This is a genomic window from Stenotrophomonas sp. SXG-1 (assembly GCF_014083965.1).
Taxonomy (GTDB): domain Bacteria; phylum Pseudomonadota; class Gammaproteobacteria; order Xanthomonadales; family Xanthomonadaceae; genus Stenotrophomonas; species Stenotrophomonas geniculata.
Genome location: NZ_CP046588.1, coordinates 605,248 through 623,348, shown reverse-complemented (window position 1 = coordinate 623,348; position 18,101 = coordinate 605,248). Strand labels below are relative to the sequence as shown.

12 protein-coding genes are annotated in these 18,101 nt (G+C 68.8%); all 12 read right to left on the bottom strand.

Annotated elements, in window-relative coordinates; genetic code table 11:
* Positions 1–5: 5 nt before the first annotated feature.
* Positions 6–800 (bottom strand): hypothetical protein, encoded by a 795-nt coding sequence (locus GOC52_RS02775; protein WP_010482014.1) that lies wholly within the window; start codon positions 798–800, stop codon positions 6–8.
* Positions 790–1,503 carry a type II secretion system protein GspM gene (gene gspM / locus GOC52_RS02770; protein ID WP_043402661.1) on the bottom strand — a complete coding sequence of 238 codons (714 nt, stop codon included), beginning with the start codon at positions 1,501–1,503 and terminating at the stop codon, positions 790–792. The genes GOC52_RS02775 and gspM overlap by 11 nt, the downstream gene beginning before the upstream one ends.
* Positions 1,478–2,623, bottom strand: a complete 1,146-nt coding sequence (locus GOC52_RS02765; RefSeq protein ID WP_191850626.1) for a PilN domain-containing protein — start codon at positions 2,621–2,623, stop codon at positions 1,478–1,480. The genes gspM and GOC52_RS02765 overlap by 26 nt, the downstream gene beginning before the upstream one ends.
* Positions 2,620–3,483 carry a type II secretion system minor pseudopilin gene (locus GOC52_RS02760; RefSeq protein WP_191850623.1) on the bottom strand — a complete coding sequence of 288 codons (864 nt, stop codon included), beginning with the start codon at positions 3,481–3,483 and terminating at the stop codon, positions 2,620–2,622. The genes GOC52_RS02765 and GOC52_RS02760 overlap by 4 nt, the downstream gene beginning before the upstream one ends.
* On the bottom strand, positions 3,480–4,112 hold the full coding sequence (locus tag GOC52_RS02755; RefSeq protein WP_191850621.1) for a type II secretion system protein J: 633 nt from the start codon (positions 4,110–4,112) through the stop codon (positions 3,480–3,482). Before GOC52_RS02755 ends, GOC52_RS02760 begins: the two co-directional genes overlap by 4 nt.
* Positions 4,109–4,528 carry a type II secretion system protein XpsI gene (gene xpsI / locus GOC52_RS02750; RefSeq protein WP_049435125.1) on the bottom strand — a complete coding sequence of 140 codons (420 nt, stop codon included), beginning with the start codon at positions 4,526–4,528 and terminating at the stop codon, positions 4,109–4,111. The genes GOC52_RS02755 and xpsI overlap by 4 nt, the downstream gene beginning before the upstream one ends.
* Positions 4,525–5,019 carry a type II secretion system protein XpsH gene (gene xpsH, locus GOC52_RS02745; RefSeq protein ID WP_010482028.1) on the bottom strand — a complete coding sequence of 165 codons (495 nt, stop codon included), beginning with the start codon at positions 5,017–5,019 and terminating at the stop codon, positions 4,525–4,527. Before xpsH ends, xpsI begins: the two co-directional genes overlap by 4 nt.
* Positions 5,020–5,025: 6 nt before the next feature.
* Positions 5,026–5,469: a type II secretion system major pseudopilin GspG gene (gene gspG / locus GOC52_RS02740; protein ID WP_191850619.1), complete on the bottom strand. Its 444-nt coding sequence runs from the start codon at positions 5,467–5,469 to the stop codon at positions 5,026–5,028.
* 49 nt (positions 5,470–5,518) lie between these two features.
* Positions 5,519–6,739 (bottom strand): type II secretion system protein XpsF, encoded by a 1,221-nt coding sequence (gene xpsF / locus GOC52_RS02735; protein WP_100447644.1) that lies wholly within the window; start codon positions 6,737–6,739, stop codon positions 5,519–5,521.
* Positions 6,740–6,763: 24 nt separating this feature from the next.
* The gene (gene gspE / locus GOC52_RS02730; RefSeq protein ID WP_043402652.1) at positions 6,764–8,488 is read right to left on the bottom strand and encodes a type II secretion system ATPase GspE; all 1,725 of its coding nucleotides are present in this window, start codon (positions 8,486–8,488) and stop codon (positions 6,764–6,766) included.
* 136 nt (positions 8,489–8,624) lie between these two features.
* Entirely contained in the window at positions 8,625–10,478 is a 1,854-nt protein-coding gene (locus GOC52_RS02725) for a S8 family peptidase (protein WP_010482036.1), read from the bottom strand.
* 157 nt (positions 10,479–10,635) lie between these two features.
* Positions 10,636–17,817: an ESPR-type extended signal peptide-containing protein gene (locus tag GOC52_RS02720; RefSeq protein WP_191850617.1), complete on the bottom strand. Its 7,182-nt coding sequence runs from the start codon at positions 17,815–17,817 to the stop codon at positions 10,636–10,638.
* Positions 17,818–18,101 lie beyond the last annotated feature (284 nt).

The window sequence follows — 18,101 nt, the reverse complement described above, 5'->3', positions numbered from 1 at the left end:
TCACTCTATCGGTTGGTGCCATCGCCCGGGGGCGGCGACGGTTGTTGCTGCTGTTGTTGTTGCTGCAGCTGGCGGCGACGGGCCTGGATGCGTTCGCGGATGGCCTGCATCTGCGCTTCGCTGGGGCCGTTGTTGGTGGCAGGCGGTGTGGCGGCCGCCGCAGCCGAGGGCGCGGGCGTACTGGCAGCAGGCGACGGCGATGGGGTTGCCGCAGCCGGCGGCGGTGTCGGCGGAGCACCTGCCGGGGGCGGCACAACGATCGCACCTGCCGGCGGCGCACCGTTGGCGCCGCGCAGCACGGTCGGCGGCTCACCGCCCTGGCCGTTGAAGACCGCCAGTTCCAGCACCTGGTTGCCACCGGGGCCGATCACGGTGGCCTGGCGCGGCTGCAGTGCCACCAGCTGCCAGCCGTCGACGGCTTCACCGTTGAGGCGCAGGCGCAACGAACGGTTCTGTTCGGTGGTGAAGGTGGCCATGCCGAAGTCGCCGGTCAGCAGCACGCCGGTCAGGCGCAGCGCGGCGCTGGCGGCAGGCTCGCTGCCACCGAGCAGGTAGGGCTTCGGCCTGCGGTCCTCGGCGAACAGCGGTCGCTCGCCGATGGCACTGTAGCTGTCGGCGCTGGCCATGCGTTCTGCGGCCAACGGCGGCAGCACCGGCAACGAAGGCACCGCATCGGCATCGCCATCGGCACCTGGCAGCTGGCTGCCCAGGCCGAAGCCGGTGGCCAGCCAGACCGCTGCCGCCCAGCCGGCCAGTGCCAGCAGGAAACCGGTGCGCAGGCTGATCTGCTCAAGCTTCATCGGCCACCTCCTGCCCCACTTCCGGCACAGCCGGTGAGGGTGCCGGTGCAGCCGAAGGCGGTTGCGGCGCCGCGCCCGGCTCGGCTGCAGGTGCCGGCGCAGCGCCATCGGCAGCGGCACCGGGCAGCAGGTAACCGGCCAGTTCGAACGACACGTCCAGGCCCAGCCCGGATTCATTCGGCGACTGCTGGAAGCGCTGCGCGATCAGGTTGAGGTTGTCGACGAACAGGCGCGGGCTGCCGGTTTCCAGGCTGTGCAGTACCGTGGCCAGTTCGGCCACACCGCAACGCAGGCGCACCTGCATGGCCACGCGCACGAACTCGGCGTCACGACGGTTGTCGGTCAGTGGCGTGCGGTTGCTGATGGTGCAGCTGCGGTTGCCCGGGCTGGCCATCGCCACCGCATCCTGCAGCTTCGCGCCGAGCGCAGCGGCTGCAGCTTCGGCGGTGGCTTCACGCAGGAAGCCCGGCCGCTGCTGCAGTGCCTCGCGGGTGGCGCGCAGGCGTTGTTCGATCTGCGGCTGCTGCTGCAGCTGCGCCTGCACGCGCTGTTCGCGCTCGCGCAGGGCGGCCACGTCGGCATCGATTTCGCGCAGCGGCTGGGTGAACCAGGGGTGCACCAGCAGCAGGTAGGCCAGGCCCAGCACTGCCAGCAGCAGCGCCAGTGCCAGCCAGCGGTCACGGCGTGCGCTTGGCATCGGCATCGGCCGCCTCCCGGGTCGGGGCCGCAGCCGGCAACGGCTGCAGTTCGGCGGTCATGGTGAAGCGGTCACGGCCACTGGCGGCGCCATCGGCCTGCAGTACGCCGGTCAGATTGACCTTGCGCCACTGCGGCGCATCCTGCAGCAGCTGCACCAGCTGCGAGGCCTCGCGGCTCAGGCCGATCAGCTGCAGGTTGTTGTTCTCGATGGCCAGCTTTTCCAGGTAGGTGCCCTCCGGCAGGCGCCGGGTCAGTTCATTCCAGATTTCCACCGTTCCGGCGCGCTGGCTGCGCTGCTTTTCCAGGAATGCGGCACCATCGATCAGTGCCTGCAGCTGCGCGCGTTCGCTGGCGACACCACGCGCACTGCGCGCACTGCGTTCAACCTGCGCACGCAGCTCATCGGCGGCGGCACGGCGGTTGTCGAGCAGCTGCAGGGCCGCCAGCACCAGCATCACCAGCGCGGCCACGGCCAGCAGCACATTCCAGCGCCGCGTCGGATCCACCCGCAGCTGGCGCTGCCCTGGCGGCAACAGATTCACCTGCAGGGGGTCACCGTGGGCGTCGATGGCATCGACACCGGCCAGTGCATCGGCCCACTCGCCCACGCTGGCCCGCCACGCTTCAAGCTGGCGCAGTGGCCAAGCGACCAGTTCGACCTGCAGCTGGCCTTCGGCGGCGCTCCCGAGTTCACGCACGTCATAGCTGACCTGGCTGGATTCGAACGGCGTCTGGCGGTCGATCTCGAAACCGACCACGGCGCGCAAGCGGTCGGCCGCAGCCGCAGGCAGGCGCAGATGACGACGCAGTACCTCGCTGGCCGGCAGCAGCCACACCCGCGGCAGGCTGCGCAGTCGCGGTTCCAGCACGCGGTCCAGTTCTGCCGGCGACAGCGGCCACGGCACGCTGGCCACCGCTTCGCGGCGCTCACCGGCCTCTCGCCAGACCTGCAGCTGGTCACCCTGGCGCTGCAGCAGCAGGCGCGCCTGTGCCCAGCCCAGTGCCCACTGCCAACGCGCCGGCACCCAGGCCAGCAGCGATTGCCGCCACCAGCGCAGGAAACGGCCGGCGCCAGGGCCGATCCGGCCCTGCACCTGCCGCACACTGTCCTGCCATGCCGTCATCTTGCTGTCATTCCCTGCTCCCAGCGAAGCACTGTGTAGGACCGCCCGGGAACCCCGCCCGAGCCATTGCGTACCACTGCCTGCAACACCGACCGGCGTCCACTGCCATCGGTTGCACGAGACTCGATACTATAGGTGCCGCTGCTGCTGGCAAGCGTTGTCGCACCGCCAGCGGTATCTGCGTCACGCTCCTGCTGCGCGCGCTGCGCCAGCACGGTATCCGCATCCAGGCCCAGTGCGGTCAGCACCGGCGCGCTGGCGAACTGGGGATCCGGGCGCGCCTGGCGGCTGTACAGGGTCAGGTGCGGCAGCATGGCCTTGTACAGCGGACCGCGCATCCCCAGTACCCGCTGCAGTTCGCCGAGCGTCTCGAAACGCTTGTTGCGCGGGCCATACGGCAACCCCGCCGCCGCATAGTCCAGCGCTTCGGCGCCACCACCCGGCTGCAGCAGGCTGTCTTCATCACGCCAGTCGACAATGGCGCCGGCCATCTGCCGGGCCGCCCCTTCGTCTTCGCCGAGCGCCTTGAGGAACGCGGTCAGCAGGGTCACGTCGGCCAGGTTCAGGTTGATCTTGCCGTTCTCGTCCAGCACCTTGATCTCGATGCTGGCGTCATCGAACTGCCAGCGGTAGGTGCGGCCATCGGCACGCCAAGGCGCCCGCAGCGGATCGGCGGACAGCCGCAGCAGCGCGTACTCCAGGCCGGCGCGCGCCCGTTCCTGGCCGCGTGCGTCGTCATCCAGCACCCGCTGCTGCAGATGCTCGACCCGTGCGCTCAGCGCGAACGCACCGACCAGCGCGGTCATCAATGCGATCAACCACAGCACCAGTACCAGTGCCGCACCGTGTTGCCGGTTCATCGCGCGCCTCCGCTGCCACCAGCGCGCGGTGCCACCACCAATACCGGCCAGGGCGCGCCCTTGGCCGGCACGATCTGTACTTCCACCAGCATCGGCAGGCGCCGGGTATCATCCCAGCGCGGCATCCATTCAGTCACCTGGCCGGTGCTGGCATCGATGCCGCGATAGCGCAGCTGCACCGACTTCAGGTTCTCCACCAGCACTTCCGGTGGGCGCGGCGGATTCTCGGCGATGCGCTCGCCTTCCTGCAGCAGCACCAGGTCCAGCAGCAGGCGCTGCTGGCCATCGCGGCCGTCCACCTGCAGCGCGTGCAGGTAGGCTCCACCACGGCCGAGGTAGCCCGGCAGATCGGCGGCGAACAACATGCGCTGTTCTTCGCCCTGGAAGAAAATCGGTTCGCGGGTGGGATCGGGGACTTCCAGCGGCGTGCGCAGCGCACCGGCCAGCTGCCGCCGCAACAGGGCCTGCACCGCGCGCATGCGCTCACTCTCGGCCGCAATCTGCTCGCCACGCTGGCTGACCGCCATCGCCGAGCGCACGCTGGCGAACGCCAGCGCCAGGCCACCGGCCAGCAGCACCGTGGCCAGCATCACTTCAACCAAGGTGAAACCTGCAGCACGGCGCTTCATCGCGCACGCTCCAGGTCCGGCGGCAGCAGGCGCAGGCTGCGCCAGCGCAGCTGCTCGCGTTCGCTGTCACCCCAACGCACCTGCAGCTGCAGTTCGGCCAGCCAGGGGGCACCGGCCGACGGTGACTGCACGACGCTGCCTGCACGTGGCTCCACCCACGGCTGCACCTGCAGTTCCCAGTGGTAGCGTCCCTGTTCCCAGTCACCCTGCTGGCTGCCCACCTGCAGCGGCGTGGCGACGCCGGTTTCGGCCAGCAACGACTGCGCATGCAGTATCGCGCGCGTGCGCACTTCGGCCTCACGCACCTGCCTGGCCCCCCCGGACAGGCTGCCCAGCAGCAGGGTCAGCGCCAGCCCGAGCAGGGCAAAGGCGATGATCACTTCCAGCAGGGTGAAGCCGCGGGCGCGCTGCTTCATTGCGCCCGCCAGGGGCCGGAGCGGACCTCACCGGTCAGCCAGCCCACGTCGATGCGCCATTCGGCGTCGTCACGCTGCAGCCGGATGCGGCCGCCGCTGGAGCCGCCATCGGGATGGAACTCGATCACGCCCTGTCCTGGCGCGGTGGCCAGCTGCGCGGCGCCTTCGAACTGCACCTGCAGCTGTGCCGGTACGTCGCCGTGGCGCTGGTTGGCGCCTTCCCAGCGCCGCTTGGCCGGCTCGATGACAAAGCGCTGCGGCTCGCCGCGGGCGATCGCCTGCGCGCGCACCACGCGCAGCTGGTTGGCGATGTCCTTGCCGGCGCTGCGCAGCTGCATGCCGGCGAAACCGCGCGACAGGCCGGCAGCGGTGATCAGGCCGATCGCGGCGATCAGCGCGATCACCAGCAGCATTTCCAGCAGCGACAGACCCGCTGCGCGCCTGCCGGGCAGGCGCGGGCGTGGCAACCGGCGCGGCAGGAAATGTGACATGCCCGGTTACGGCTGGTAGCGGATGTCAGCGTCGACGCTGCTGCCGCCGGCCTTGCCGTCCTTGCCCAGGCTGATCAGCTCATACGGCTGGCCTTCGCCCGGCGTGCGGTATTCCAGCGGATGGCCCCACGGATCGTTCAGATCGGCCGGCTTGGCATACGGGCCCAACCAGCCACCGACGCCAGCCGGTGCAGTCACCAGATCGTTGAGCGAGCCGGGCAGCTTGCCGGTATCAATCTGGTAGTTGTCGACCTTGGATGCGACGGTCTGCACCTGTGCCTTGGCAATGTTGGCCTTGCCGCGGTCGGCGCCACCCAGCACGCGGCTGGCGACCAGGGTCAGCACCGCGCCGATCAGCACGATGACGATGATGATCTCCAGCAGGCTCATGCCCGACTGGTTGCGCGCGGCGGTGAAGGAAAGGCGGATCGGTCGACGGGAAGCAATCATGGTCGGTCCTTTCAGTTTCGGAGTGTCGAGGTTGCGTAGGGATCCATCGTCAACCGATGGCATTGGTCAGGTCGTACAGCGGCACCAGCACGGCGACGATCACCGCGCCGACCACCGAGGCCAGTACGAGGGTGATCGCCGGCACCATCGCCGCCAGCAGGCGGTCGATGCGCCGGGCGCTGTCCTGTTCGAAAGTATCGGCCGCTTTCAGCAGCATGGTATCGAGTGCACCGGATTCCTCACCGACCTGGATCATCTGCAGCGCCAGGCGCGGGAAACGCTTGCCGCGCGACAGCGCCAGCGACAGGCCGGTACCGTTCTTCACTTCATCCGCGGCGGCTTCCACATCGGCGGCCAGCGCGCGGTTGCCCAGTACATTGCGGGCGATGCCCAGGGCACCCAGCAGCGGCACCCCATTGCGCAGCAGGGTGCCCAGCGTGCGGGCCAGCCGCGCGGTTTCCAGTTCACCCAGCAGGCGGCCGATGCTGCGACGCTGCAGCAGCCAGCCATCCAGCGCCAGCCGGAAGGCCGGTTGCCGTGCCTTGCGTTCGAAGAACAGCGCAAGTACTGCCGGCACCACCAGCAGCAACACCCACCAGTCACGCACGAACAGGCCCAGCTGCAATACCGCGTTGGTGAACCACGGCAGCGCAACATCCAGGCTCTCGTACATCTGCGCGAACTGCGGCACCACGTAGCCGAGCAGGAACAGCAGCGCGCCGCCCACCACCACCAGCAGGATGGCCGGGTACACCAGCGCGTTGATCACCTTGCCCTGCAGGGCCCGGCTGCGTTCGAGGTAGTCGGCCAGGCGCTGCAGGGTTTCGTGCAGGCTGCCGCCGGCCTCACCGGCACGCACCATGTTCACGTACAGGCGCGAGAACAACCCATGCTGGCGCTCCAGTGCGGTCGACAGCGGCGCACCACCGCGCACCACATCGCGGATGTCGGTGATCGCGCGGCGCGAGCGTTCGTCTTCCGGCAGGCCGAGCAGGATCGACAGCGCGCGATCCAGCGGCTGGCCTGCACCGAGCAGTGTCGCCAGCTGCTGGGTGAACTGCAGCAATGCCGCACCCTGCAGCGGCCGTTGGCGGAACAGGTTGCGCCAATTGCTGCCACCGATCGCACCGCCATCGGCCAGCTGGGTCTCCATCGGCAGATGACCCTGGTCCTGCAGGCGCGCGACCAGTTCGGCCTCGCTGGCCGCTTCCATCTGCCCGTCGAAGATCTCGCCGTGCGGATTCAGTGCCTTGTAACGGTAGGTCGGCATGTCAGCCCCGGCGTCCTGCGCGCATCAGCTTTCCTCGGTGACACGCAGGACTTCCTCGATGGTCGTCTGGCCACTGAGGGCCTTGGACAGGCCATCTTCGTACATCGTGCGCATGCCCGCTTCGCGGGCGATGCGTTCGATCTCGCCCATGCCATCGCGGCGCATCACCGCGCGCCGCAGCGCATCGTTCATCACCAGGAATTCCATGATGGTGGTGCGGCCGAGATAACCGGTCGGCGCCAGCGCGGAGGGCTTCGGGCGATACAGGTGGATCGGCCCTTCCGGCTGCAGGCGGCGCAGCTCGAATCGTTCGATTTCCTCCGGCGAGGCCTCATAGCGCTCGGCGTGGGTCGGTTCCAGCCGGCGCACCAGGCGCTGGGCAAGGATGCCGTTGATGGTGGACGTGAGCAGGTAGTCTTCCACGCCCATGTCGAGCAGGCGGGTGATGCCACCCGCTGCGTTGTTGGTATGCAGGGTGGACAGCACCAGGTGGCCGGTCAACGCCGACTGGATCGCAATGCGCGCGGTTTCCAGGTCGCGCATTTCGCCGATCATGATGATGTCCGGATCCTGGCGCACGATGCTGCGCAGGGCGTTGGCGAAGTCCAGGCCGATCTGCGGCTTGGCCTGGATCTGGTTGATGCCCTCGATCTGGTATTCCACCGGGTCTTCGACCGTGATGATCTTGACGTCGGCGGTATTGAGCTGGCTCAGCGCGGTATACAGCGTGGTGGTCTTGCCCGAGCCGGTGGGGCCGGTCACCAGCAGGATGCCATGCGGCTGCTCCAGCACCTTGCGGAACTGCGGCAGGAACGCATCGGTGAAGCCGAGGCGGTGGAAATCGAACACCACCGTTTCGCGGTCCAGCAATCGCATCACCACGCTTTCGCCATGCGCGGTCGGGACCGTGCTCACGCGCAGGTCCAGCTCCTTGCCCTGCACGCGCAGCATGATGCGGCCATCCTGCGGCAGGCGGCGCTCTGCGATGTTGAGCCGGGCCATGATCTTGATGCGGCTGATCACCGCCGCGGTGAGGTTGGCCGGCGGGCTTTCGCCCTCCACCAGTACACCGTCGACGCGGTAGCGCACCTTCAGCCGGCTCTCGAATGGTTCGACATGGATGTCCGAAGCGCGCAGCTCCACTGCACGCTGGATCACCAGGTTGACCAGGCGGATCACCGGCGCTTCCGAGGCGAGGTCGCGCAGGTGCTCGATGTCATCGACCGCACCGCCCTCGCCATCGGCGGTTTCGACGATCGCGCCCATCGCGCTGCGGCCCTGGCCGAACCAGCGCTCGACCAGGTCATCGATCTCCGCACGCATGCCCAGAACCGGCGTCACCGGCACGCCCAGTGCCAGCTGCACCGCCTGCTGCGGGTAGGGATCATGGGCGTCGGCCAGCCACAGCCGTACGCCCTGTTCATCCAGGGCCAGCGGGCAGACGTGGAACTGCTTGAGGAAGCGCAGTGACAACGGCAGGCCTTCCGCCAGCCCTTGTGGCGGTGCTTCCGGCAGCTGCTTGCCTTCCAGCAGCGGCAGGCCCAGCACTTCGGCGCTGGCCTGTGCCTGGTCACGCTCGGACACCAGCCCCAGCCGCACCAGCAGGCCCAGCAGGCTGCCGCCGGCCTCTGCGTGCAGCGGCCGCGCACGTGCCAGATCGCCTTCCTTCAGCCGGCCGCGCGCCAGCAGCGCATCCAGGATGCGGCCTTCAGCGTTGTCGGCAGCGGCGGTAGCAGCAAGCGCGTTCACATGACTCTCCTGTCAATCGGCTCGACTTTAACAGTTAAGCCATGATTTCCGCCGCCCCTCCACCACCTTTCGTAAAAAGACGAAGCCCGTCACACGGGATGACGGGCTTCGGCCATTCAATTACGACAGTTCCAGCTTACTGCGTGGCAAGGATGCTCACGCCGTTGTAGGCCGCTTCGCCGACTACCTTGATGTAGTAGGTACCGGCCACCGGCTTGTTCACCCGCACCGTCTCGGACGTGCCCGGACGGGTCGACTTGGCGTCGTTGTCGCTGGCGCTCGGTTCACGCCCCTGCGCGATGTAGACCGAGACATTGCCGGTGCCACCGTAGGTGATCACGCTGAGCTGCTTGCCGGCGACGGCTTCGAAGCTGTACAGGCGGCTGCTGGCGGCGGCACCGTTCAGGCCACCCACGGCGGCCTTGTTGGTCAGCGGCGTGGCCACCGGCCCGCAGTTCTCGGTGCACGGTTCTTCCAGTGCCTTGGCCAGCGCGGCCTTGGCATCGAGAATACCGGTACCGATCGGGGTCGCCGCCGGAATGGCGACCGGGAACGGACGTGCGGTTTCCTTCAACAGGGTACGCATCGCGGCCGGGGTCAACGGATCCTTGCCCTTGGCGATCAGCGCGCTCTGCACCAGTGCGGCAACGGCGGCCACATGCGGCGAGGCCATCGAGGTACCGCCCATGCCCATGTAGCCCGGCGTGCCCGATTCCGGCGTGGTGGCCGCATTGGAGCCGGTCTGCCAGATGTAGCCGCCCGGGTTGCCGTCCACACTGCCACCGCCACCCGGACCGGACAGGTCCACGCGGGTGCCGTAGTTGGAGTAGTAGGTGATGCCACCGGTGATGCGGGTGGCACCCACGGTCACCACGCCTTCGCAGCTGGCCGGCTGGTACTTGGACGCGTTGTCGGCTTCATTGCCGGCCGCCACCACCACGGTGGTACCGCGCGAGATCGCGCCGTTGATCGCGTCCTGGTAGGTGCTGGCGCAGGCGCCACCGCCACCCAGGCTCATGTTGATGATCTCGGCCGGATTGGTGTTGGCCGGAATGCCGGCCACCGTGCCACCCGATGCCCAGACCACCGCATCGGCGATGTCGGACAGGTAGCCACCGCACTTACCGAGCACGCGCACCGGCAGTACCTTGGCCTTGTAGGCGACACCGGCCATGCCGACGCCGTTGTTGGTCTGCTCGGCCACGGTGCCGGCGACGTGGGTGCCGTGCCAGGAACTGTCCTCGGCCAGCGAACCGTCATAGCACTCGTTGTCATTCTCGACCCAATCACCGTAGTCCTGCGCACCCGGCACGCGATCGTTGGTCGGGCGCCGCGAGGTCTCCGCATCGCTGATGAAGTCGTAACCCTCCAGCAGGTTGCCGACCAGGTCCGGATGCTGCGGCAGGATGCCGGTATCGATCACCGCCACCACGATGCCCTCGCCCTGCGAGACATCCCATGCCGCCGGTGCGTTGATGCCGCCGACCGCATTGTGCAGATGCCACTGGTTCTGCTGGTAGAAGGGATCGTTCGGCACCAGCGCCGGCTGTACGTTGCCGGCACGCAGTTCGGTGCGGCGCAGCTTCACGTCGGCTTCGGCGTACTGCACCGACGGGTCGGCCTTCAGCTCTTTCAGTACGCGCTGCAGTTCGGCCGGGGCCAGGCGGCCCTGCACACGGATGAGGTCCGCCCCGGTAGACAGTTTGCGGACCACCTGCGGGCCGAGCGTGCTGGCGCGGGATGTGCCGCCGGAGAGGCTGGCACGGGTCAGTGCGGACTGCACGGTGGACAGCTTCGCCGAGCGGTCAGTGGCGGCAGCAGCACCGGCCCGGTACTTGACGATGATGCGCTCGGTTCCCGGCTGGGCGGTGCTGGCCTGGCGCACCGGTTCACGGGTCGGCAGTCCAGCGGCGTGGACGGCACCGACAGCCGTCATCGACAGCACGGCGGCGGCAAGCACATTGATGCGAAGGTTCTGCTTCTTGATCACGTCGAATTCCTCTTCTGGGTCATGGATCGAACCAACACTGCGGCCATCATTCCTTGACGACTCCCGGCCGGCCCAGCCGGGATTGCCGTGACCTCCCCCCAGGCCCTCATTGCAGGTGCTGCGCCGGCGTGGGTGGCCGCCGGCGCGATGGAGTGGCTTACCAGCCGAAGCCGGCACCGACGCCAACCGAGCTGTCGTCGCTGCTGAAGGCACCACCGAAGGTCACCGTGGCGCGATCGCTGATCGCACGCTGGTAGCCCAGCGACAACGCCGACTCGCCGCCCTGGAAGCCAATGCCGACGCCGACCCGGTTCTGGGTGCGGATACCGGCGGCACTGGTGGCCATGTTGAGCATCGCCGCGCTCATCGCCCCCTGGCGGTCGATGCGGCGATCCATGTGGCGCAGGCGTCCGTCGATTTCGCCCTTGAACACATCGAAGCTGTCGGCGACGGCCTGGACGCGGCTGTCGGTGTAGCTGTTGGCCGTGGCCATGCCACGGTCGAGCTGGCCCTTGTTGACCGCATCGGTGGCCGTGGTACCGGCCGCCACGTTGGTGACCTGGCGCTCGTTGCCTTCACTGCCCACCGAGACCGTGTTGGCACGATCGGCAACCGAGCCCTGGCCCAGTGCCACCGCGTTCGCCGCGGTGGCATTGGCGCCCTGGCCGATGGCGGTGGACGAAGCACCGCTGGCGACCGCGCCCTCGCCCATGGCGACGGCATTGAAGCCCGTCGCGGGAGTGCCAACCGGAATCCCGGCACCGGCGGCGGCAGCGGTCGGCGTGCCCTGCACGCGCGCGGTGCTGGCCGGTGCCGCGTCGGCCGTTGCAGGTGCATCGGCGGCGCTGGCCAGCGGGCTGTCATCCAGCGGGGTACTCATTGCGCGCAGGCTGGCAGTCCCGGCACGCGTGCCACCGGCGGTGCGGCGGTCGATCTCGCTGACCTTGCGGTCCAGCGCGCCGAGCGCATCGCCGACATTGCTGTAGGTGGCGCCCTGGATCACATAGTTCGGCGCCACGAACACACCCTGCATGCCAACGCTGGCACCACCGCCGAGGAAGCTGGCGGCATCACTGAGCGACTGGAACAGCTGGCCGCCGTTGATCGCCTGGCGACTGCCCGCAGCGATGCTGCCGGCACCGACGTTGTCGATGGTGGTGCCCTGGAAACCGGACAGGGTCAGGCGGTCACGGCTGGCGTCGTCATAGCTGACCGCGCTGGCCGCCGTGGTTTCCACGGTGGCGATGCGCGAATCGAAATCACCGACGCGGGTTTCCACCGCGCCCACCCGCTGGTTGGTGACGTTGAGCTGCGAACCGGTGATGGCATCGCTGCTGCCGGCGGCGATGCGGCCATCGGCCACATTGACGATGCGGCGCGTGGCCGGACCATCGGTGCCATTGCCACCGCCGACCGACACCACGTTGGCATCGAGTGCACGCGAACCGGCACCCAGCGCCACCGAGTTCGCGCCCGATGCGCCGGCGCTGGTGCCCAGTGCCAAGGCACCGTTGCCGATGGCCATCGCATTGGCACCCAGGGCATTGCTGCGTGCGCCGCTGGCAGTGGCTGCCGAACCGATCGCGGCGGCATCGCTGCCGTTGGCACTGGCGGTACCTGCGCCGGTGGCCTTGACGTAGCGGGCCGTGCCATCGGCGGTCGCCGCGACCGCATCGAGCTGGCCACGATTGACCGCGTCGGTGCGCTCGGTGCCGGCAGCGACACGGGTGATCTGACGATCACTGCTCGCGCTGCCGACCGACACAGTGTTGGCACGGTCGGCGACCGAGCCCGCGCCCAGCGCAACGCTGCCTGCGGCACTGGCGGTGGCACTCACACCTACCGCCGTGGCATTGGCGCCGGTTGCCTTGCTGCCGTAGCCGGCCGCGGTACCCAGGCGACCGCTGGCCTCGGCATAGCTGCCCAGCGCAGACGCACCATCGGCCGAGGCATTGGCGCGGAAACCACTGGCCTGCGACTGGGTGCCGCTGGCCGTGGCCTGCGCACCGCTGGCGGTACTGTAGGCGCCCTTGGCCTGGGCACCGGCACCGGTGGCACTGGAACCGAGTTCGCTGGCGCTGGCGCCACTGCCCACGGCTACGCTGTCGACACCTCCGGCCTGCGCCGCGTTGCCGAGCGCCGCCGCATTGTTGCCGGTGGCCAAGGCATCGAAGCCCACGGCAGTGGCATTGGCGGCCATGGCATTGGCGCCGCTGCCCAGCGCGGTGGCGCCGTTGCCGATGGCATTGGCCGCATTGCCGGCAGCCAGTGCGTTGTCGCCGTCCACCAGTGCACCGGCTTCGCCATCGGCATTGCCGCTGGCCTGGAACTGCAGGCTGGTCTTGTCGGCGACGCTGGCGACCGCATCCAGCTGGCCCTTGTTCACCGCATCGGTGGCTTCGGTGCCCGCCGCGACGTGGGTCACCTGGCGCTCACCGCCGGCCTTGCCGACGGCTACGGTGTTGTCACGATCAGCCTTGGAGCCAGCACCGAGCGCGACGCTGTTGCTGCCATTGGCGGTGGCGTTGGCCCCCAGCGCGGTGGCGCTGCTGCCTGCCGCCCACGAGTTCCAGCCAATCGCGGTCGCGTAGTCCTCGGTGGCCCATGCACCGGCGCCGAATGCCGCTGCACCAGTGCCGCTGGCACGCGACGGGATCAAGCCGAAGAAGGTGCTGCCACCAATGGCCACACTCTCCTCGCCACTGGCCTCGCTGGACTGACCTACGGCCACGGCACCGGTACCGGCCGCGGCAGCGCCGAAGCCGACTGCCGTGGTGTTGGCACCACTGGCCGCCGAGCCATAGCCCAACGCGGTGCCGAGGCGTCCGCTTGCTTCGGCATAGCCACCGACGGCGGTGGTGCCATCGGCCGAGGCGGCGCTGCGGAAGCCGCTGGCCAGTGCCTGCGTGCCGCTGGCGTTGGATTCAGTGCCGGTCGCGGTGCTGTATGCACCACTGGCCTGTGCACGCGCACCCACGGCACTGGCACCCAGCTCGCTGGCGCTGGCGCTGGTGCCGAGCGCAAGGCTGTCTTCGCCGGTGGCCTGTGCGGCACTGCCCAACGCTGCGGCGTTGTCGCCGGTGGCCAGCGCATCGAGGCCCACCGCCGTGGCGTTGGCCGCCAGCGCATTGGCGCCGCTACCGAGTGCGGTGGCGCCGTTGCCGATGGCGTTGGCCGCATCACCGGCGGCCAACGCGTTATCGCCCTCCACAAGCGCGCCGGTTTCACCGTCGGCGTTGCCACTGGCCTGGAACTGCCGGCGGGTCTTTTCCGCTGCCGCGGCGACGGCGTCGAGCTGGTTCTTGTTGACCGCATCATTGCCCTGCGTGCCATCGGCCACATTGGTGATCTGGCGGGTGTTGCCACCGCCGCCCACCGACACGGTGTTGTCGCGATCGGCGATCGAATCGGCACCCAGCGCCACGCTGTTGGCACCGCGCGATTCGGCGGCATTGCCCAGCGCGGTGCTGTTGATGCCGCCCGACCAGGCACCACCACCCACCGCGGTGGAGTAGTTGCCCGAGGCCTCGGTGGCCAGCACGCCGAACAACGAACCACCGACGGCGACGCTGTTGGTGCCGGTCGCCAGGCTGCCCTGGCCGGTGGCGGTGCTGTAGGCGCCGGAGGCTTCCGAATCGCCACCCACCGCCACACTGTTGGAACCAGAGGCATTGGCGAAGTTGCCGAACGCGGTGGCATTGAAGGCCGAGGCCTGTGCATAGCCACCGATGGCAGTGCTGTAACCGCCGCTGGCTTCGGCACCGATACCAAAGGCCGCCGACGCCGTACCACTGGCCACGCTCTCGCTGCCGACAGCGGTGGCCGCGTCGCCGCTGGCATTGCTGAAGTAGCCCACGGCCACGGCTTCTTCGCCGGACGCTTCGGACAGCACGCCATTGGCAGTGCTACCGGCGCCGCTGGCGATGCTGGCCGCACCGAATGCCGCGCTCTGTTCGCCGCTGGCTTCGCTTTCCGCACCGTGCGCGGTGGCGTACTCGCCCGTGGCCTGTGCGTTGGCACCGACAGCGCTGGCGTTGGCTGCGGTCGCCAATGCATTGAAGCCCAGCGCCTGTGCGTTGCTGGCCAGCGCGTTGGCGCCGCTGCCCAGTGCGGTGGCGCCATTGCCGATGGCGTTGGCGGCATCACCGGCCGCCAGTGCGTTGTCACCCTCCACCAGTGCACCGGCTACGTCGTCGCCGTTGCCGGTGGCCTGGAAGAAGCGGCTGGTGGTAGTGGCGGTGGTCGCAACCGCATCCAGCTGTGCCTTGTTCACTGCGTCGGTGGCCTGGGTGCCCGCGGCGACGTTGGTGACCTGGCGTTCGTTGCCGCTGCTACCCACCGATACCGTACGTGCACGACTGGCAACCGAACCGGCACCGAGCGCGACAGCGTTGCTGGCGCTGGCGTTACTGCCGGCGCCAAGCGCGATCGCGCTTTCACCACCGGCCACTGTATTGGTGCCGATGGCGATGCTGTTGATGCTGTTGCCCAGCGCCTGGAAGCCCAGTGCCACGCTGTTGTCGCCATAGCCGAAGGCACCGCGGCCGACCGCCGTGGAACTGGCGCCGTTGGCCCAGCTGTTGTAACCGATGGACGTGGCGCCGCTGCCACTGGCCCACGCCGCATTACCGAACGCCGAGGCATTGGTGGCGGTGGCCCATGCACCCGAACCGAATGCTGCTGCACCACTGGCAGTGGCCCAGCTGTAGCCGCCTACTGCGGTGCTGTCATCGCTGCTGGCGAAGGCGCTGTCGCCGACCGCGACCGCATAGCTGCCGGTGGCGCGCGACTTGCCGCCGGCGGCGAAGCTGTTGTCACCACTGGCCTTGGCCGCGTTGCCGAAGGCGCTGCTGGCAGCCCCGGTGGCCTGCGCGCCACTGCCCACCGCAGTGGCATCGGCGACGGCAGTGGTGCCCACCTGCTGTGCCGTGCCATCGGCACCGATGATCGGCTGGTTGAACTCGTCGTAGGCTTGGCCGAGGCCACCGATGGCGACACCGCCATTGCCGGTGGCTGCGCTGTTGCGGCCCACGGCCACGCTGTCATCGCCGATGGCCGACGCAGCCGCGCCATGGGCTACTGCGCCGGCGCCGATCGCATTGCTCGACGAACCGGCGGCGACGGCGCCCTCGCCCTCGGCCAGCGCGCCGGCATCGCTGTCGGCTTCCGGCTGTGCCTGGAAGAAGCGCGCGGTGCTGTCGGCGGTGCTGGCCACGGCATCGAGCTGCGCCTTGTTCACTGCATCGGTGGCTTCGCTGCCCGCAGCAACGCTGGTGATCTGCCGCTCGTTGCCTGCACTGCCAACGGCCACGCTGTTGGCACGCACCGCTTCGGAGTTCGCGCCAAGCGCGACGCTGTTGGCGCCGCGTGCGGTGGCGTAGTAACCCACGGCCGTGCTCTGCGCACCGCTGGCCCAGGTCTGCGCACCCAGCGCGCTGGCGTTCTCACCCGGTGCATAGGCGAAGTAGCCAACAGCGGAGGCTTCAGCACCGGAGGCTTCGCTCAGGCTGCCGTTGGCCACCGCACGATCGCCACTGGCGATGGCGCCGGCACCGACGGCGGTCGCGGCTTCGCCGCTGGCCTGGGTCTGCACGAAGAAGCCCAGGCCGGGAATCAGGTCGGCCGGGCCACCGATGGCGACGCTGCTGGTGCCGGTCGCATTGCTCTGGGTACCCAGTGCGGTGGAATAGTCGCCGATGGCATTGGCCACCGCACCGAACGCGGATGCCTGCGCGCCGGCCGCATAGGCACCCACACCGTAGGACGACGCCGCAAATCCGCTGGCTTCGGCACTGGCGCCCACCGCGGTGCCACCGACGCCTGCGCTGGTCGCGCCGGTTTCCACCGGTACGCCGCCACTGGTGATCAGCGGGTTGCCGTCGGCATCCACCGCAGCACCACCCACGGCAACGCTGCCTGGACCGTTGGCCTGCGCGTTGTTGCCGAACGCGGCACTGTTCTGGCCCGAGGCCAGTGCGTTGTTGCCCACGGCGGTCGCGTTCTGCGCGACCGCCGCTGCCCCTGCACCGACGGCCGTGGTGCCGTTGCCGAGGGCATTGGCGGCCTCGCCGGCCGCCAGTGCATCGTCACCTTCGGCCAGTGCACCGGCATCGCTGTTGCTGCTGCCGGTGGCCTGGAAGCGCTTGGCGGTGGCATCGGCCACCGCGGCAACATCCTTCAACTGGCCGACGTTGACCGCATCGTTGTCTTCGGTGCCTGCGGCAACGCTGGTGATCTGCCGGGTCAGGCCGTATTCGGCGGCACCGACGGACACGGTATCGACGCGGTCGGCCAGCGAACCCGCGCCCAGCGCCACGCTGCCGGTGGCAACCGCAGCGGAATTCGAACCCAGCGCGGTGCTGTATTCACCGACAGCAGTGCTGAACGCACCGACTGCGATCGACGCTTCGTTGGCGGCGGTGGCGCCGCGGCCCAATGCGGTGCTGCCCGGGCCCATCGCCACGGCACCGCCGCCGACAGCGGTCGCGCCATCGGCGGTGGCTTCGGACAAGGCCCCCAGTGCGGTGGCCGCGCCATTCTCGCTTGCGGCATAGGCACTGGCGCCGACGGCGGTGTCACCAAGACCGAACGCGGCAGCACTCTGCCCGACCACCACGCTGGCGTCACCGATCGCCAATGCGCCCTGGCCGAACGCGCTTGCGCCCAGGCCCGCGGCAATGGCCTGGGTACCGATGGCGGTGGTGGCGTTGGCCAGCGACTGTGCACCCGCACCCGCCGCAACCGCGCCCTGGCCGTCGATCTTCGCCGCGTCGCTGTCATCACCTGCGCCGTCGGCCTTGAAATAGCGGTTTCCATCTGCGGCGACATCGGCCAGCGCGGCCTGCGTGGCGCGCGCCTGCGCATCCAGCTGTGACTTGTTTACCGCATCGGTGGCCTGGGTGCCTGCGGCAACATTGGTGATCTGGCGTTCCTTGCCGGTATCACCCACGGACACCGTGTTGGCCCGCGTGGCCTTGGAGCCGGCGCCCAGCGCTACGCTGTTGGCGGCAGTGGCGCTGCTGTTGCTGCCGATCGCCACCGCGTTGCTGCCCTTGGCACTGGCCGAGCCCTCGATCAGGCACTTTTCGAGCAGCTTGCCGCTGAATGCCACGCAGGTGGCGCTGCCGCCGATCTGCACCGACTGTGCTGCGGCGGTGCCGCTCATGCCCAACCCCAATACCAGGCCCAGTGCCACCGCCAGCAGTGCGGGCGTGGCCTGCGTCGCATCGCGGCGCTGGTCGACGACCCCGCCACTGCTGCTGTCGGAGGAAGCCAGTTCCGAGGCCACCACCAACTGACCCAATGCTTTGTTCCAGACCTTGCGATAAATCCGATTCATCGGTACGGCTCCTGATTGGACTGGTTTTGGGCAAAGCAACGCCACCGCTGGGCTTTCCGGCCCAACGTCCCCTGGGGGCGTTTATTCGCGTGATTTACTGCGGGGTATTGCCGAACGGCGCGCAGCGACAGAAAACCGAGCGCGTGCGCCAACCGGTTACTGCGAAATGAATGATTCTGAAACGGGGTTCAAGTGTTAACGGCAACTTTCCAAATCGTCAAGACTTTGACACGACAAATCCTATTGCCGTGAAGCAGTTCACCCTTTCACCTGTTTATGAAAGT